The organism is endosymbiont GvMRE of Glomus versiforme, from assembly GCF_003546845.1.
Genome location: NZ_NWVA01000001.1, coordinates 263141 through 280263, shown reverse-complemented (window position 1 = coordinate 280263; position 17123 = coordinate 263141). Strand labels below are relative to the sequence as shown.

Sequence of the window (17123 nt, the reverse complement as noted above, 5' to 3'; positions counted from 1 at the left end):
TGTTTCATATTAGTAAAGTTTTAAAAAAAATCTCTGTTTTAAATATTAGACTTTATACTCTGTTTTGCTTACTAGTTCATCCAGATCAGCAATTAAATTATCTAATTCTGTTCAATTTTTTATTTTTGCTCCTGCGGCAAATTTATGTCCGCCACCATTATACTTTTCGGCTATTTCATTAATAATATATTGGGAACTACGAATGCTTATTTTAATTAATTCTTCTTCCTTTTCAATCGCCAGCAACCAGACTTTAATTTCCTTGGTGTTAGCCAAGATGTTAACTGTTGATTTGGCTTCTAATTGGTTTATGTTATATTTTTTCAAAATAGCAAGAGTGATTTTAATAAAAGCCGTTCCTTGCTTAGTTAAAGTAAAATTATTTAAAACATAACCTTTAAACTTTAAAAGATTTAAGTTTTGTTGATAAAGTTTGGTGCAAAGATAATTTAAATCAGCACCTTTTTCCAGTAAAAAAGCAGCAATTTGGAGAGTTCGTGAAGTGGTATTGCTATACAAGAATCTTCCTGAATCAGTTATTATTCCGAGCAAGAGAAAATTGGCAGCCTCTTTTGAAATCTTTAAATTCACGTTCATTGCTAGTTCACCTACCATTTCGCAAGTTGCTGAATAAGTAGAGTCTACTCACTCATAATCAGCATATTTTTCTCCTTTAAGATGATGATCAATTTTTATTTTTTCTTGGGCTAATTTTCAATGTTGGCTATCAATCCTTTCTTGATTAGCAGTGTCGCAGACTATTACAAGGGAATCTCAATAATTTTCTTCTATTAACTGACCATTTTTTCCCAAAAAACTCAAACTTTCATTATTTTTTCCATCCGTGAAAACTTTCTTCTGGGGAAAATTATCTCTAATTATCTGGGCTAGAGCCATGGCTGAGCCATAAGCATCTCCGTCAGCATCAATATGACGCAAGCAAATAACGATGTCGTATTTTTTAATTTTATTGATTATTTTTTGGCAAATGTTGGTTTTCACTGATTTAATTATTTTTATAAAATTTAATTGTAAGTTGATAATTATTAACAACTATATTTAATATATTATATTACAAAAAAATTAAAAAGGCATAAAAATATAATATAGAAAAAAAAGAGGTGAATCTATGAAAAACCAAAAATGACAAATTTTTATTCATGAACATCCAGTCACGCCCTAGTGGCGCAAGGAAATAGAGAACATTAAAAACCCTAAAAACAAAACAAAAAACAAAGCAGTCTAACTAAACTGTGATGAAGAATTAACCATGAGAAACTAGTTTTGTAGTTATCGTAAAACTGAGCATAGATGTAGGTTATTCTAGGAAGTGTAATTGTTAATGAAATCAAATTAGTTAAACTTGTATTGAATGAGGTAATTATGACAGGTAACAACAACAACAGCAACGGTATGACATTGGCGAGCATAGCAGGTGTTGCGGTAAAAGGGCCAACTTCTGATGCAGGAAAGGCTGCTATAGGTACTTATTACAACAATAAATAGTGAGTAAAAGGTGGAAATTAATCAGAAAATCTGCCTTTTATTTTTTTCTTTGCTTGTCTTTAACAGTCTTGGTTTTTCTCTTAATTGCTAAATTAGCCAAGAGCGATGGATGATTTTATTTGTGAGAGTACGAGTATGCTTTTCTTATTTGGCTTTGCTTTATTTTAGTGGCTTTTATCTATGCGATTTGTTTTACTTTCTTTCGCAAAAAAATTAATAATTTTATTAAGTGATGGCAAACACAAACTGGGTCGTCTAGTTCTCCGCAGATTTTGTAAAATTTACTGACGCAATTGCTAAAACCAAAAAGAGAACCAGCGCGCAGTTCTCTTTGCTGGTTAAACTAGGAGCCTCTTCTTGGCTCCTTTTTAATATCTAACCTAAAAAAAACAGGCTAGATATTAGTTTTTTTCTTTCTCTCTAATAAAAAGCAATCAAAATTCAGTTAAGTAGTTTTTTTTTTTTTGGTTAAAAAATTTTGGCGATTATATACAAGATTAAACCAACTATGATTTATTTCTGTCCTTTTTAGTCCTTTTTCTTGGCGGAGTGTTTAATGCTATCATTAACATTCTATCAAACTCCTCTTGGCTTACTGGTCGGACATCATTGTTTAATTTCTTTTTCATATAGATAATTTTAAGGATATAACAACTATATATACTCGCATATAAAATGAATTTGTTAAAAATAAAGTATATGTCAGAAATAAAAATAGATAAATGCCAAAAGTGTCAGGTTCGTTTTAAACCTCACCAACTAATATGACAATTAGGCAAAAAGGCTCATGAGAAAGACGACCAATATACTATCAAGAAATTTTATTGTGATGATTGTTTTACTGAACTAGATAAAACTATGTGCTGAAAAGATTATAGTGGTTTGTTTTTCACTGTGAACGCTAGAAATCATAATAGATACTGTAAGAAATGTGATAAATGGTTAGATGATGAAAATGTTGATTATACAAAAACTAACAAGTGTCCGTGAGATAATAATTATCCTTGCTACTGTATTAAATGTAATACTTGTGGCGAAGAAGAGGATTTACAACTTTTCGGCGGAGGTTCGGGGCAAGAAAAAATAAATCTTTGTAGTGGTAAAAATAAATGTAATAAGCATGACATCAATAACAGAGAGAGAGAGAGAGAGAGAGAGAGAGAGAGAGAGCAAAAGCCAATCAAACAAGCAACAAATCAAATGTGATGAGTGCGGTTTTAAAAAAGACTGAAAAGAAGCCGATGGCACACCTTTTAATTGTGAAAGGTGTGGCTCAGAAAAGGTTAAAATTTTGGAAGTTGAAGCAAAAAAGAATTGACTGCCTTGGATTATTGGCGGAGGCTTGGTAATAATAGCAGGATTAATTGGACTAGTCTTTTATTTCTGAAAGAAAAGCAAAGATAAGGAGAAAAATTATGATGGAGTGAATTAATAATATGAATTGTTGCCATATTGCTTTTATGGCTTTGATAGTTAATATGGTTTCATTAGCGATTTATGCTAGTTATAATGTTAGGCTAGATAAGAAAGAAATGAACTTGGAAAAACGAACCAAAGAACTAGAAAAGAAAAATGGCAAAGAACAGCATGAAATAGACAAGTTAAACCAAAAAATAGAAAAATTGGAAAAGTTAAATAATCTTTTAGTTGAAAAAGTATTAGGCAAAAGTAAGATTAAAAAGTAGGAGTTAATTCCCTATAACTTAAACTTTTGCCTAAAACCGAGGAAAGCATTAAGTCAAATCTTTCCTGTTCGCTGTATTTTCGGGTATTATAACGAAAAGCAACCTCATTCATATATCCTTGTGAGTGTTTTTTGCTTACTCAATGATAAGTGCCAGTAATGGTTCTTTTAAGATGAGAATTAAAGTTTTCTGCTGTGTTAGTAGAAGCCTTACCATTGACATATTGCTTGATGCTGTGGTTTGTTATTTGATGGTTAAAGTTTTGGGCTAAATTGCTGTGTCTATATCATTCATCAGTATAGACATTAGAACCCTTTTTGATATGACTGTTAATTATTGGTTCTAGTGTATTCTGTTGAGTATTAGGAACTGTTAGAGCAATTAATTTGCCATTTCTTTCTATCATTACCAATATAGGTTCTTTATCCTTTCAACTGCGACCCTGTGAATTAGGAACCTTTTTATCTCAATGCCTATTTTTGTTTTTGCCTCCAATAAAAGTCTCATCAACCTCAACAGAACCTTTTAACATGTCTTTAATAAAGTTAGTTTGTTTAAGGTTTTTTCGTAAATCTTTTAGTAAAAGATAGGATGATTTTTGGGTAATATTAAGGTCTCTGGCTAGTTGACAGGATGAGATGCTTTTTTTATGAGCGGAGAAAAGATAAAATGCTAAAAATCATTTCTGTAAGGGCAATTTACTTCTAGCGAACATAGTTCCAGTTTTTACATTAAAGAACCTTTTAGTATTCTTACACTTATATCAGTTATTAGCACATTTATAGACCTTGGAGGCAGGGTCATAAGGGGAGATTGCATTTCCATCTCACTTCTTTTTCTCTAAATAGTTAATAATGCTTTGCTCAGTGGGAAAGACTGTTAATAGGTCGGGTATACTTTTAAAATTAAACATATGAGATTTTTAGTTTAAAATTGTATATAATTACCAAAATTTTAATAATATGTCTCTTTCTACCCAAGTCCGTAAAAATAATCAAAATCCCGAAAAGAATCCTATAAAACAAAAACAAGGCTATATTCACATATATAAAGGAAACGGAAAAGGCAAAACTAGTGTTCTTAATGGTATGGCAATTAGGGCGTTAGGTTATGGTTTTAAAGTAAAATATTTACGTTTTCTGAAAAATCGTGAATCGGGGGAAATTTTATTTTTCCAAAAAAAAACCGAAGAAATGGAAATCGAAAGTTTTTATCACTTTTCTCAGAAATTTATTTGAGACATGGATAAACAAGAGGATAGAGAGATATTAATTAACAAATTTAAAGAAGAAACTAGAAAAGGTTTTGAAAGATTAAAAAAATTGCTAAAAGAAGATAATGTTGATTTAATTATAGTTGATGAAATACTGGGCTGTATTGAAAACCAGTTTATTAGCGAAGACGAATTAGTTGAAGCATTAAAAAATAAAAAGGCACATATTGAAGTTGCCCTTTCCGGCAGAGAACCTAAAAAAGGCATAAAAAACCTCGAAAGTATTGCTGATTTAATAAGTGAAATTTCCTTAAAAAAACACTATTTTGATAAAGGAGTAAACGCTCGCCGAGGAATTGAATATTAGTTAACAATTATGAAGTCTGACCAAAAAGCTGAAAAACACAAAGAAATCATCGAATTGCTAAAAAAACTAAGCAATTATTTAGAAAAAGGAGAAATTAATATTAAATATAGCCAATGTGGTAGCAAGTGCTGTACTTGTAAATATAAAAATGAACCAATTATTTGGGGATTACAATACATTAATGAAGATAACAATATTAAAAAAGAAATCAATTTAAAAAACTATTTAGAAAAACAAAAAAATTTATCTAAATCTTGCAACAAATTTGAATTAACTTTAAATGGCAAAAATTGATTAATGCCCGAAGCAAATCTCACACTTTGAGTTTGTCCCTCCCCATCATTAAAAAAATGCGATAAGTGTAGCAAAAAAAAGGAGAATGTTATGTCTTCTAAACTAGAAGGTGGCTCTTGATTGAATTATTGTTGAGAGTGTTCTTTTATGCGCTTGGAAGAATTAAAAACCAGTGGCTTTTTAGAAGAAACAGAATTATTGTCAAAAATTGGTCAATCTATTAACAATTATAACAAAAAACAAAAGAAAGAAAAAGAGTAATTAATCTTCTTTACACTTGACATTAACAACTATTTTTTTTTGCTTAACTAGTTCTTTGATATTTTCTTGAAATTCTTTCTGTTTTTCATTATCCAAGTTATTATCTGCTTCATCAAATAAAAAGATTTGAGCCTGTTTTTTAGTAATAAAAAGATTATTAATATTAGCCAATTGTCTTTGTCCGGTAGAACCAGTTTCAATTAAGTTGTCATGAGAAGCATAAGCCACATTGTTTTCTCGTCAATGCCTTAAATTAATATCTTGGTAGAGATTATAAATTTGTCCGTCTTGGCATTCAACCATTACTTGCCCTTTTTGAGGTTTAATTACTCCTAAAATAAGGTATAAAATAGTGCTTTTGCCGATGCCAATTTTACCAGTTAAGTGATTTACTTTATTTATATAGAAAGAACGGTTATAATTTTTTAAAACTCAGTCTTTTTGCCCCTGATAATGAAAATAGACATTTTGGAAAATTATGCTTTGGATTGGCTGATTATCAGTTAGTTTCATCCCAGTCAGATTATCATTTTTTTCTGGGAGAGAAAGGAAAGCATTAATACGAGAAGAAGAAGACTTATAATCACCATAATTTCATAAATAACCTAATTGGTAGACAAGATTATTAAGAAGCATTCAAATAGCACTCATTCCTCCTCCTATAAAAAAGTCTTTGTTTACTGCTAATAACAAAAAAGGGAAAAGATTAATTATTAGTTTTCAAGGAATAACAGTGCCTCCCAAACTAATACCGGAAAAGTAAACTTTCTTTTTTTGACTTTTTTTAGTTAAAATTTGTTGGTTTTTTTCATATTGAGAATTAAGCCCAGAACTTTCAATAAGCACCGAATTATTAATTTCTTTATTAATTAGCCCGTATTCTTTACTTACTTCTTTTTTACTTATTTTTCCATGCCTAAAACTTAACTTATTAAAAAACCAAATAACTAAATTAAAGACAATTACTCATAGAACTGCCAGAGGAAAAAATTTATCTTTTACGGCTTTTGGATTAACACTTCCATAACAAATCAAAAGCAAAAAACTAAAACTTCCTTCATATATACTATTAATTAACTTTACTCAATGCTCTCCAACTACACTATTTTCTATTTCTACTAAACTGTTGATTTCTTCTTTTTGTTTTATTTTTTCTTCCAAATTAAGACGACGAAATTTCCTTAACAAACAATTTTTATAATAGTCGCTTACTTGAAATATTAATTTTTTTTCTCATCATTTACTTAGATAAAAAAATACGACATAAAAAAACAAGAGAGTTAATCCTAAAAAAATAAATTGCTGTTTGCTCAAATTTTTTATGAATTTTTTTAAAAGGGGAGGTAACAATTCAGCATAATTATTTAGTTCATTCTGCCGTGAGGAAAAGAGGGCTCAAAAGATATCAAACAACGGAGTTTGCAACAAGAGAGCAAAAGAAATAAAAAAAAAGCCTTTAATTATCGAAAGAGAGAACTTTTTTCACTTAATTTTTTGATAGAAATTTTTTTGGTTGATATTCACAAGTTAGTTATAAAAATTTTGGCAATAATATACAATTTTACACTAAATACTAAAAAAAAAGACTATTTTACTTCTCGCTTTCTTCTAATTGGCGGGGTGCTTAACAAAACTTTTAGCATTTGGTCAAAATCCGTTTCTTGTTCTTCATTATCCATCATCTCTAAATCAATATAAGGCAAATCTCTTTCAGGATGATATTTTTCCTTCATCAGCCTTGTAAATTTGTTTCAACTTTTTGAAATTGAAGCCAGTGTTTCTACTGAATAGATTACCTTTTTTAAAGTTTCTTTGCCCGACGGAGCCAATGATTGATGTAGCCTATGACTGTAATCATTACCATTTTTTTTAAGAGGTTTTGCTTTCAATTCATCTGAAATAAATGAATTCTTTGGCATGTTTTTATAAATCAATTCGTTAGTTAACTAACCAACGAACCTAGGTTTTTTTCTTATGTTTTCAGTCGTAAAAGGTATGTTTTGAAGTCTAAATATTTCTTTATAAAAATCTGTTTGAAAAGTTTTTTGTCATTTTAAAATTTCCTTTGAAGTAAATGCTTTTAAAATAACTTGTAATTCGGTTTTTTCTCTTTCATATTGGTAACCCGTGGCTTTGTCGATTAAAGTTATAATGTCGGCTTTAGTAAACAATCTAGTTAATATTTTACATTGGTTATCAACCATTTTTTCTCTTAATTCTATTCTTGCCTCCAAAATACCATCACATATATCTATTAATCTAGTCGCTTCATAACCACTAATTTTCTGATTTTCTTTGTAACAGATAATAAGTTCAAAGTGATTGGTGCTTTTGTTTTTAAAAACAAGATTTAGGTATCTATCTAATTCGTTTTCCTCTGCTATTTTTAAAGCACTTTGTATGCCTTGTTTTGGTAAAATTCTCGTTCCATCTTCTAAAATAAAACAAGGTAAATTAATTCCTGCTAGATTTATTTTGCTTTCGTGCTTTATTAGATTTTTATTCATAATTAACTGGCTATTAACTCCCTATAAGTCATTTTTTTTCCTATAGTGGATGAAAGTATTAAATCAAACCTCTCTTGTTCACTGTAATTTCTAGTATTAAATCGAAAAGTAAACTCATCTACATACTTTTGAGCATGTTTTCTACTTTTATTCAATGATAAGTATTAATAAGCCTTTTCAAGTGTGACCAAGCATTCTCTATGCGATTAGTCGTAGCATTGCCATTAACATATTGCTTTTTTCTATGATTAACTATTTGGTGATTAAACCACTTGCCTAAATCTTGGTAGGCTAATCATTCATCGGTTGAGATATTACTTCCTTCCTTAATGTTGGCTCTAATTATTGGTTCCAGAGTTCTTTTTTTAGTATCAGGAATTACTCAAGCAATTAAATTACCACTTGGTCCGATTATACCTAACACTGGAATTTTATCTTTTCAGTTTCTGCCTTGGGTTTTAGGAGCTTTTTTGTCTCAATGTCTGTTTAGATTTGAGCCACCAATAAAAGTCTCATCAGCTTCTGTCGAACCTTTTAGCATAGTTTCAAATTTTGGAATTTTAAAAGCACGGCGTAATCGATGAATCATAAATCAAGCCGACTTTTGAGTGATGCCAATTTCTCTTACCAATTGGTGCGAAGGAACTCCTTTTTTACGAGATGAGAGAGCAGATAAAGCCCAAAATCATTTTCATAGCGGTAATTTAGTATTATCAAATACAGTTCCAGTTTTGACAGTAAAATATTTGTTAGTGTTCTTACATTTGTATCTTCCATTTTTACATTTATAAACTTTGGAAGTTGGGTCAAAAGGAGAGATTATAATTCCTCTCCAAATAATCCTTTCTAAATGCTTAATACATTTTTGCTCGGTCGGAAAAGTTCTTTGTAAGTCGGCTACACTTTTGAATCGTTTTCGTAAACTTTGGCGAAAGTTATTTAGGTTTTGAGATTTACATTTCATAAAAATTAGGTTGTTTTGCCGACTTTCTTGTTTCTTGCCACTAACCAAAATACTAAACCAACAACTAATCCTCCGCCGATTAAACCGACACCAATAATTAAAGGCAATTTAGATTTTTTAGAATCATTTCCAATTTGGGAAGAACTAACTAAAGCATTTAACTTTTGCTGTAATGATTGAGTAGTAGCCAAAGAAGTTTGGAGACTATTAATAGGTTCGTTAAGATTGTTAATGGCTACTTGTTTTTGTTGTGGAGTAAGCTGCGGATTGCTGTTAATTTTTTGAACTATATTTTGCTGTAAATTCTGGGCAACTTTATTAATTACGCTTTGGAGGTTGTTAAGAACCTGCTGTTGTTTGTGAATCAGCTGTGGGTTAGGTTGTCCTTGAAAATTAGGACAATCATAAAGTTCATGGTATTTTAAATGGCTTCAAGTATAAGTTTGATTACAGTGTGGGCAAATATTAGTTGAAGTTTGATTTTGGGTGCTTCCTGTAATGTGATTGACTACGGAAGCATGGGATTTCATAACAGGATTATTATTGGTTGCGGAAGTAAAAGAACTGCTAATGCTGGCTTCAACCTTTTTTAAGGCTTGTTCAGGATTGTCTTGAACTAATGGAACATACCAGTCAAAGGTTTCGTTTTCTGCTGGTTTAGCATTAGTAGATCCGGGAGTTTCATTGGTTGAATTTTTCCTCTCTCTCTCTCTCTCTCTCTCTCTCTTGGTTGCTTAAATGCTCCTGCTTTTCTAACTCTTCGATTTTTTCCTTTACTCCTAACCAGTAGCAGTAAGGTTGACGAATGCCAGTGCCTTCAGCAACTTTTAAAGCTTCTTCAATTTCAGGAGTTCCTCTTTTCCAACCTAAAAATTCTCCTCCTGCTGTCGGTGCTTTTTTATCGGTTAAATTGGTTTCTAATAATTCTTTGAACGCTAATAATTGTTCTTTAGTTAGATTTTCTTTGATATTACAAGTAGCACCACGAATAACTGTGCCATCGGCTAGCCTATGTTCTCCAAACTCAACATATTTTTCTAGTTCTTGCTTTAAGTTTTTGATTTTTGCTACCCATTCTTTAACTAACTGGATTTTTTTATCGCACTCCTCGCAAACTCGAACTGTTGAACCATCAGTTTTGGTGGTTTGCTTAATTTCTAGGGTTTTAATCTCTTGCTTACATTCTTGGCAAATTATTTCTTCCTTATAACAAACATCGCAAAGGATTAAAACTGTTTTTTCTCCTTTATTTTTATCGTTAAGTTCGAGTTGAGTTGTTGCTTTAGCTCCACATTTTTGACACTTATTCATAATAATTCAACTCCGCTTTCAATGCTTCAATTAGCCCTTTTATGTTGCCTTTGATTACTTTTCCAAAGCTTTTAATAGAATCTAATCATCATTTAGCATGTTGTGGACAAAGGTTTTTCCCATTAACATTCATCGCTATTATTTTATTTAGCGAAAATCATCAATGACCATGGTCTTCGCATTCTTTATATTTTTCTCTATAAAAAATTGCTTTGAATTTTCTAATTCCGTTTTGTCCTTTATGCTTAATGGTAAAGGCTTTTTTTACTTGTTCTTCCATAATATTTATTTTTAGCAATAAATACATTGAATAAATACATTTAAGATTTTGATAAAAAAGAAATTTTGCCTATTCTTTATAAACTTTTATTTTTTGTAGATTTCCTTTTTAGCGGTTAACAAATTTAGGTGGCGATAGTGATGAAAAGTTCTTTTTTTGGATTGTTCTTTCACTAAATCCGCAAAATCAAGCGGATATTTTTCGAACCAAGTCTTTAAGCATAGCCGACATAGTATTCTAAAATCTTTTCAAAGTTTGCCACCACTTCAGTAGGTAATGTCGTTGATTTTAGTTAGCTGTCTGCCGTTTTCTTTGCTTGGGACTAGTTTCCTGTAAAAAATGCGATGGCATCTATCACATAGGGTCTCACGAAACTGTTTAGTATTTGTCAATAGTTTTATTTTGGATTTTTGATTAATTTTTGTTTTCATATTTATTTGGTGTAAAATTGTATATTATTGCCAAAATTTTTATATGAACCACAAAAATAGTGCCTACCCTGAAACCTGTATAAATCGCTTAAATAGCCTGATTGACAGCCGTTTTAGCCATCTTTGTCCTATCCAAAAAAACTTTCATCTGTCTTTACATGGGATATCTCGCTTAGTCATGCTAGACCGCTACTCCCAAAAAGATAAAGAATTGAATTCTCTTGAAGTAGGAGATATAGTTCTTACTAATATTAAATATGACCCAAAATTCCCCAGTAAAGGTGTTGGTAGAATAGTTAATAAACTTACTGATAATGGTACTGACTTTTGAGTTATTGAAATTGAGGAAGAATTTGAAAATAATATCGACCCTAATCTTTTATACCAAAAAAACCAATCAAGACAAATAATTAAGCAAACTTTCGAAATTGAAAAACCACTAGAATTATTTTGAGAACAAATTGCTTGGAGAGTGGGTAATGCCATTGCTAAGCCTGAAAAAGATGATGATTTAAAGGCTAAATATGGCTCTGAATTTGAAAAACAAATTAGAGAATTTAAAATTATTCCGGCGGGAAGAATACTTTATGGTGCCGGAAGCAGAAACAATGTTACTTTTTTTAACTGCTATGTTATGCCTTACATTCCTGACTCAACTAAGGAAATTATTAGCGAACATTTTGCCCAAGTAGCCGAAATTATGAGAAGAGGCGGAGGAGTAGGAAGTAATGGTAGCACTTTAAGACCTAAAGGCTTCTCTGCCAAAGACGTAGGAGGAAAATCAAGCGGAGCAGTTTCGTGATTAAATTATCTTTCTTCACTAACGCATTTAATAGAACAAGGGGGCTCTCGCCGAGGTGCTCAAATGATTATGTTAGCCGATTGACACCCTGATATTGTTGAGTTTGTAGTTTCTAAAATCCAAAATCCTGCTGTTTTGCTTTTGCTGTATGAAAATGCTAAAAATGATAAGAGTGAACTGATTAAAAGAGAAATTAATAGCAGACTGGAAAAGAAAGGAGAAAATTACCAGGTTCGAAACCCTGACTTTTTAAGTGGAGCCAATATTTCAGTTTGCATTTCAGATAAGTTTATGGAAGCAGTGAAAAATGACCAAGAATGAGACTTAGTTTTTCCTGATTTAGATAGCTATTCTGAAGAAGAAAAAATGCTTTATGACCAAAAATGGCGTGAAGTAGGAGACGCTTATGAGTGAGAAAGAAAATATAAATTGCCATTAAAGAAGTGTTATACTATTAAAGCTCTAGAACTATGAAATTTAATTGTTTCTTGTGCTACTTATTCGGCTGAACCAGGAATATTTTTCCTTGACCGAGCAAACTATTTTACTAATGCTCGAGGGTATAATCAGAAAGTAGTAGCAACTAATCCATGCGGGGAACAGCCTTTACCGCCTTATTCAGTCTGTAATTTAAGTGCGATTAATTTAACCTCTTTTGTGAATAAAAAAAGTTCTGAAATTTTATGAGATGAATTAGAAAAAACGGTAAAATGTTGTATTCGATTTCAAGATAACGTAATAGACACTACTTACTACTTTTTAAAAGAAAATACCGAGCAAGCCAAAGGAGAAAGGAGAATTGGCATGGGAGTAATGGGTCTTCATGACTTTTTAATTTATGCTGGTTACAAATATGGTTCGCCAGAGGCTAATTTACTTGTGGACAAACTATTCAAAACTATTTGCTTAACCGCTTACGAAACTTCTATTGAACTGGCTCAGGAAAAAGAGCCGTTTCCTTTCCTTATCGATAAAGATGTTTTTGTAGAAAATTCGGGATTTATCCAAACTTTACCAATAGACATTCAAGATAAAATCAGAAAGCATGGTTTACGCAATTCTCATTTATTGACCGTTGCTCCGACGGGCAGCACGGGGACTCTTGTAGGCGTTTCCACGGGTTTAGAGCCTTATTTTGCTTTTTCTCATTACCGTTCGGGAAGGTTAGGAAAGTGAATTAAAGTGGATTATCCAATAGTTAATGAGTGATTAAAATACCATCCTGAGTATAGTGCAGATAATTTACCAGATATTTTTATTTCGGCAATGGAACTAACTCCCGAAAAGCATGTTAATATTCAGTGTGTTATTCAACGCTGGATAGATAGTTCAATCTCTAAAACTGTTAATGCTCCAAAGGGTTATAGCATTGAACAAGTAAAAGAAATCTACAAAATGTTGTATGAAAAAGGAGCCAAAGGCGGAACTGTTTATGTGGATGGCAGTAGGGATTTTCAAGTGCTTAGTTTAGAAAAAAATGATAATTGCTTTGAAGACTTAAAAAATGAAGATAAGTGTCATACTTGCGGAGAAGGAAAGTTAGTTTTGGCTAATGGCTGCTATACTTGTAATAGTTGTCAACTTCAAGATAAGTGTGATATTTAATATCTACAATGTTGTTTTTGCTTACTTTTTTCCTTTCATCTAATTTAGATATTTTCATCTTAGAAAATTAATATTCACAAGGCAAGGAAGCAAATCGTGGCTGTTTTTATTTCTGTTTGGAGATATAGTGATTAAAAACCATATTATATGTCAAATTGTCCATTTTGCCAGATCATTAAAGGAGAAATATCTGCTCATATTGTGGCTAAAGATGAAAAAAATAAATGCTTGGCTTTTTTAGATATCAATCCTAATAGTAAAGGGCATACTTTGATTATTTCTACCAAAGTTAAAGAACATGCTAAAAATATTACGGAGTTGGAGGAGGAAGATTGAAATAGTATTTTGCCTCTTTTAAAAAAAGTAGTTGAAAAATTACAAAACGTTTTCAAGCCCCAGGGATTTAATTTTATTACTAATATGGGAGAGGAAGCCTATCAAAGTGTTTTTCATTTTCATTTACATATTATTCCAAAATACGGAAAAAAGGAGGAAGAAAAAGGATTTGTTTGAAAAGTCCAAAAAGAAAAATCAATTGATTTAGTAACCCAAGCAGCGAACAAGTTAAAAATAGAACTTACCAAACTTAATTAATATTAAAAACAATAGTAAAGTAAAGCCTAAATAAAATATGAATAAATCAGCAGTAGTATTTAGTCAAAAAACTCTTGTTTTTTTACAAGAAGAGCAAAAAAAGTTAGATACTTTTATCCATCAGCAAAACAAATTAGAAATGAAAGACACCTTTTTCTTGCGCAAAATTGCTTTATTTGTCGAAATTGGAGAAGCGGCTAATGAATTAAAGACTTTTAAATATTGAAAAAAGGATAAAAAAGTAGATTTGAAAAAAGTTCAAGTAGAATTAATTGATTGTTTACATTTTTTTCTGAGTTTGACCAATTCCGCGAAAGTTAATTTTGTTGGATATCGCTTTCAAAAATTTTTGAGTAAAAAAGAATTTGCTTTGAATAACCTTTTGCTTAACCTTTTCGAGAGAACTAAAAAACTTAACTTGCCTCGACCGAGAAAAATTAAAGGCAAGATCAACAAAACCGAGAAAAATTACCAAGACTGATTGCGAACTTTTGAAAAATTATGCTGACAAGCAAAACTCGATGAAAAAAAACTGCTAGACGTTTATAAACAAAAAAATAAAATCAACCAAAAAAGACAATTAGAAAATTTAATAAATATTTAATTACCGATAAAATTTTTAAATAATGTCTTTAATTGAAATTGAAACTTCTTTTCCAGTAGAAACATTTTTAAAACGTTGTGTTAGATGTAAAAAAAAAATTCGTCCAGGAGAAGGGGTAGCAAAAACTTCTGGGCTTTGAAGAAACGAAATTATTTGTAAAAAATGTGCTAAAAACCAAGTCAAAAGGAACAAAATTGCTATGATACTGCTTATTGTTGGCTTTTTTGTATTTATTTTTGTTGGTCTTTTGTGTTATTATTTTTCTAGAAAATAACCAAGTTTATTTTGACTTTTTTTGTTTTCTCTTTTTCTTACCAGTGCTTTTTTGCCAACTTCTATTTTAGTCTCCCCGGAGAAAAATGCCGAGTATGAGTTAACAATTTTCGATTAAATTCTCGCCTTTTTCTTTCTTTTGCTAGTTGCTTTTTACCAAAGTTTCAATAAATAACCCAGGCAATTAAAAAGATTAGGAAAAATGGGAAAAATAAAAGAATTAGGAAAAATTTGTTGTTTGACATAAAAAGCATAAAAGATAAAAAAAGTCTTTCTTAAAAAAAATCTTGAAAAGTTTAAAGAGGGCATAGATTATACTGTTTCTTCTGAATTTGACAATTGAGAAAAAGAAAAAATGAAAGATGCTTTTGGCTATGGAATAGTTTCTGGTGGCAATCCTCAAATTGAAGGAAAACAGTCAAGTCCCTTAAAATGAGGTGAAACTCATGAGGATACAAAAAAACATTGCTCTAATTGCGAGGTGAAGAATTTTCTTCAAATACTAATTTTTGGACAAGTTTCTTTTCAATACTTTCCAAAGTAGGTAAGAAACTCCAAAGAAAGAAAAATAGGATTATTAGGAAAGTTTGAAGGGTTGATCGAGAATTTATTTTTTAGAGGGTTCTGGGGTACCGTAAGCGGGTTGGATGATTTGGACTGTTTGTTGGTTCTGTTGACCCTCTAATTGACCTTTAAGTCATTGGTTTTCCCGTTCAAATTCAGCAATCTTGCTCTGTAATTCAGAAATTTGTTGGTCTTTTTATTCTCTCAATTCCTTGATTTGCCTTTCTTTTCACTCTTGGGCTTTTTGGAGAGCTTTTTCAACTTCTTCTCTTTCCATTTGAAGTTCTTCTTTTAGTCCGATGATTTCTTTAAGAACTAATTGGGGATTTTTACTAAAATTAAACTCCTCTTTTAAATAAGGTAAATCTTGTAGTCTACTTAATAATTCTATGTCTCCTGCGAGGGCTTTATCGACGACTTCTTCTTGCTGTTCTATATCTCACACTCTTATCACGGGATTTCCTCTAGACAACAAATTACAACCTTCGGCTAACAAGTTTCTTTTTTCTTCTCATCTTTTGTTGACTTTTTTAAATTCATCATCTTCTAACTTCTTTTTTCTAATTAGTAAACATTTAAGGACAATTGACTTACGAGCAAAAACTTTGTCGCCAAGACTATCAAGAGCTTTATAATCAAGGCATTTAAATCATTCAATTGTTATGAAATTGGCATATTTGGACCCAAATTCTTGCTCCACTCACTTTCTATCTCCTGCCTTATTGCCGCAAAATTTATGATACTCAACATCTCCTATTCTGTTTCAATCATAATTCTCTACTCAATCATCTAAATCAGAAGTATCAATTAATTTTTCTAGACCTGGCAATAGAAAGTTGACTTTATCTCGGATATTTTCCCAACTCCATTTTAAATATTCAGTTCTTTTTGGTTCAGAAAGTTTAGAAAAATCACAAATTAAATATTTTAATTTTTTATGGATGTTGCGACTTAAATTGAAATCAACGGGTTGTTTGTTGTAAAAACTAAAACTTTCCAAATTCGGACAGCCTGACAATTCCAGTGAGGTAAGGTTATTATCACAACAGTCTAGTTCTTTTAAACTAGTGAAGTCACTAAAATCTAAATGTCCCTGTAGTTTTTTATCTTGAATATATAATACTTTAATTTTTTCTCTATCTTCTTTTTTACTAAATTCATAATGTCTTACTACTTTTTTCATAATTAGTGTCCGCTTTTGAGAATAAAATCAAAATCTAAACAATCCTTAAAATACTTGGTTAAACTTTCTTTTTGTAATTCGTTTATTTTTTCAGCAACAGTTGCTTTCAACACTTCATAAGTTCTTGGTTCTTGTTTTTCTACATATTGTTTAATTACATGAAAAACCTCCTCGGTGGGATTTAACCAAGGATTAGCCGACACTATAAGTCTTGGCTCTATATTTTTATTGTTTAATGCTTCTATAACCTTTTTAGCTTTATGAACTGGAAGTCTGTCGAGGAGAAGGTAGTATTTTTCGTTATCAGACAGTTTGATATTGTTTACAAAGTTAGTAAAAATCTCGGTATCAACTGCTCCCTCTTTTAAGTCTCAATGAATAATTCCTTTATTTTCTACATTGTGAATAAGTAGAATTAAAGTGTAATTAGGAGAATAATGCTTTTTAAAACGGGTTATCTTTTTGCCTTTGGGACCTCACCTTTTTTTAGGAGCAAGATTTAAAGGATAACCACTTTCATCAGTAGCTAAAATCTGTCTTGGAAGCAATTTACTAATTTCTTCCATGAAGTCCAAAGTTTCTGGCAAGTTTTCTTTTTGTTTAGGATTACGATAATGAACTCCATGATGAGAATAGCCAATCTTCTTTAATATTCGAAAAATGGTGGATACACTCAATC

At 30.9% G+C, this 17123-nt stretch carries 22 protein-coding genes and 1 pseudogene; 10 read left to right on the top strand and 13 right to left on the bottom strand.

Going from position 1 to position 17123, the window contains the following annotated elements; all coding sequences use genetic code 4:
* Positions 1 to 45: 45 nt before the first annotated feature.
* Both GvMRE_RS01530 and GvMRE_RS14300 read right to left on the bottom strand, forming a co-directional pair.
* Complete coding sequence (locus GvMRE_RS01530; protein WP_147409533.1) at positions 46 to 1002, bottom strand: DHH family phosphoesterase; 957 nt, start codon at positions 1000 to 1002, stop codon at positions 46 to 48.
* A gap of 1010 nt (positions 1003 to 2012) precedes the next feature.
* The gene (locus GvMRE_RS14300) at positions 2013 to 2135 is read right to left on the bottom strand and encodes a hypothetical protein (RefSeq protein WP_281267937.1); all 123 of its coding nucleotides are present in this window, start codon (positions 2133 to 2135) and stop codon (positions 2013 to 2015) included.
* Positions 2136 to 2205: 70 nt separating this feature from the next.
* Here GvMRE_RS14300 and GvMRE_RS01525 point away from each other — a divergent pair, with 70 nt between their 5' ends.
* From GvMRE_RS01525 to GvMRE_RS01515, 3 genes are read left to right on the top strand one after another with little or no spacing between them, the layout of a single operon-like run.
* Positions 2206 to 2727 carry a hypothetical protein gene (locus GvMRE_RS01525; protein WP_147409532.1) on the top strand — a complete coding sequence of 174 codons (522 nt, stop codon included), beginning with the start codon at positions 2206 to 2208 and terminating at the stop codon, positions 2725 to 2727.
* Positions 2627 to 2938 (top strand): hypothetical protein, encoded by a 312-nt coding sequence (locus tag GvMRE_RS01520; RefSeq protein ID WP_147409531.1) that lies wholly within the window; start codon positions 2627 to 2629, stop codon positions 2936 to 2938. Before GvMRE_RS01525 ends, GvMRE_RS01520 begins: the two co-directional genes overlap by 101 nt.
* Positions 2922 to 3191: a hypothetical protein gene (locus GvMRE_RS01515; protein WP_147409530.1), complete on the top strand. Its 270-nt coding sequence runs from the start codon at positions 2922 to 2924 to the stop codon at positions 3189 to 3191. Before GvMRE_RS01520 ends, GvMRE_RS01515 begins: the two co-directional genes overlap by 17 nt.
* On the opposite strand, the gene GvMRE_RS01510 is transcribed toward GvMRE_RS01515, so the two are convergent.
* Complete coding sequence (locus tag GvMRE_RS01510) at positions 3181 to 4104, bottom strand: IS1595 family transposase (RefSeq protein WP_147409529.1); 924 nt, start codon at positions 4102 to 4104, stop codon at positions 3181 to 3183. The genes GvMRE_RS01515 and GvMRE_RS01510 overlap by 11 nt on opposite strands.
* Positions 4105 to 4153: 49 nt before the next feature.
* On the opposite strand from GvMRE_RS01510, the gene GvMRE_RS01505 reads away from it, so the two are divergent.
* A complete protein-coding gene (locus tag GvMRE_RS01505) occupies positions 4154 to 4771 on the top strand; it encodes a cob(I)yrinic acid a,c-diamide adenosyltransferase (RefSeq protein WP_147409528.1) in 618 nt (205 codons plus the stop codon).
* A gap of 9 nt (positions 4772 to 4780) precedes the next feature.
* The gene (locus GvMRE_RS01500; protein WP_147409527.1) at positions 4781 to 5326 is read left to right on the top strand and encodes a hypothetical protein; all 546 of its coding nucleotides are present in this window, start codon (positions 4781 to 4783) and stop codon (positions 5324 to 5326) included.
* On the opposite strand, the gene GvMRE_RS01495 is transcribed toward GvMRE_RS01500, so the two are convergent.
* From GvMRE_RS01495 to GvMRE_RS01460, 8 genes and pseudogenes are all read right to left on the bottom strand, one after another.
* Positions 5327 to 6850, bottom strand: a complete 1524-nt coding sequence (locus GvMRE_RS01495; RefSeq protein ID WP_147409526.1) for an ABC transporter ATP-binding protein/permease — start codon at positions 6848 to 6850, stop codon at positions 5327 to 5329.
* Between the two features lie 62 nt (positions 6851 to 6912).
* Complete coding sequence (locus GvMRE_RS01490) at positions 6913 to 7245, bottom strand: hypothetical protein (RefSeq protein WP_147409525.1); 333 nt, start codon at positions 7243 to 7245, stop codon at positions 6913 to 6915.
* 27 nt (positions 7246 to 7272) lie between these two features.
* Positions 7273 to 7833, bottom strand: coding sequence for a P63C domain-containing protein (locus tag GvMRE_RS01485; protein ID WP_147409524.1), 561 nt, complete (start codon positions 7831 to 7833; stop codon positions 7273 to 7275).
* 2 nt (positions 7834 to 7835) lie between these two features.
* Positions 7836 to 8725, bottom strand: a pseudogene (locus GvMRE_RS01480) (IS1595 family transposase).
* A 77-nt stretch (positions 8726 to 8802) separates the two neighbouring features.
* Positions 8803 to 9327, bottom strand: a complete 525-nt coding sequence (locus GvMRE_RS01475; protein WP_147409523.1) for a hypothetical protein — start codon at positions 9325 to 9327, stop codon at positions 8803 to 8805.
* Between the two features lie 133 nt (positions 9328 to 9460).
* Entirely contained in the window at positions 9461 to 10108 is a 648-nt protein-coding gene (locus GvMRE_RS01470; RefSeq protein ID WP_147409522.1) for a hypothetical protein, read from the bottom strand.
* Positions 10101 to 10388, bottom strand: coding sequence for a hypothetical protein (locus GvMRE_RS01465; RefSeq protein ID WP_147409521.1), 288 nt, complete (start codon positions 10386 to 10388; stop codon positions 10101 to 10103). The genes GvMRE_RS01470 and GvMRE_RS01465 overlap by 8 nt, the downstream gene beginning before the upstream one ends.
* Before the next feature lie 86 nt (positions 10389 to 10474).
* On the bottom strand, positions 10475 to 10819 hold the full coding sequence (locus tag GvMRE_RS01460; protein ID WP_147409520.1) for a hypothetical protein: 345 nt from the start codon (positions 10817 to 10819) through the stop codon (positions 10475 to 10477).
* Positions 10820 to 10862: 43 nt separating this feature from the next.
* Here GvMRE_RS01460 and GvMRE_RS01455 point away from each other — a divergent pair, with 43 nt between their 5' ends.
* The 5 genes from GvMRE_RS01455 (at position 10863) to GvMRE_RS01435 (ending at position 15241) form a co-directional block, all read left to right on the top strand.
* Positions 10863 to 13226, top strand: a complete 2364-nt coding sequence (locus tag GvMRE_RS01455) for an adenosylcobalamin-dependent ribonucleoside-diphosphate reductase (protein ID WP_147409519.1) — start codon at positions 10863 to 10865, stop codon at positions 13224 to 13226.
* A 147-nt stretch (positions 13227 to 13373) separates the two neighbouring features.
* A complete protein-coding gene (locus GvMRE_RS01450) occupies positions 13374 to 13820 on the top strand; it encodes an HIT family protein (protein WP_147409518.1) in 447 nt (148 codons plus the stop codon).
* Positions 13821 to 13857: 37 nt separating this feature from the next.
* A complete protein-coding gene (locus GvMRE_RS01445; RefSeq protein WP_147409517.1) occupies positions 13858 to 14424 on the top strand; it encodes a dUTP diphosphatase in 567 nt (188 codons plus the stop codon).
* Between the two features lie 22 nt (positions 14425 to 14446).
* Positions 14447 to 14698, top strand: a complete 252-nt coding sequence (locus GvMRE_RS01440) for a hypothetical protein (RefSeq protein ID WP_147409516.1) — start codon at positions 14447 to 14449, stop codon at positions 14696 to 14698.
* 354 nt (positions 14699 to 15052) lie between these two features.
* Complete coding sequence (locus tag GvMRE_RS01435) at positions 15053 to 15241, top strand: hypothetical protein (protein WP_147409515.1); 189 nt, start codon at positions 15053 to 15055, stop codon at positions 15239 to 15241.
* Positions 15242 to 15457: 216 nt separating this feature from the next.
* Here the strand turns inward: GvMRE_RS01435 and GvMRE_RS01430 are convergent, their stop codons facing one another.
* Positions 15458 to 16444: a hypothetical protein gene (locus GvMRE_RS01430; RefSeq protein WP_147409514.1), complete on the bottom strand. Its 987-nt coding sequence runs from the start codon at positions 16442 to 16444 to the stop codon at positions 15458 to 15460.
* Positions 16445 to 16446: 2 nt separating this feature from the next.
* Positions 16447 to 17121, bottom strand: coding sequence for a transposase (locus tag GvMRE_RS01425; protein ID WP_147409513.1), 675 nt, complete (start codon positions 17119 to 17121; stop codon positions 16447 to 16449).
* Positions 17122 to 17123 lie beyond the last annotated feature (2 nt).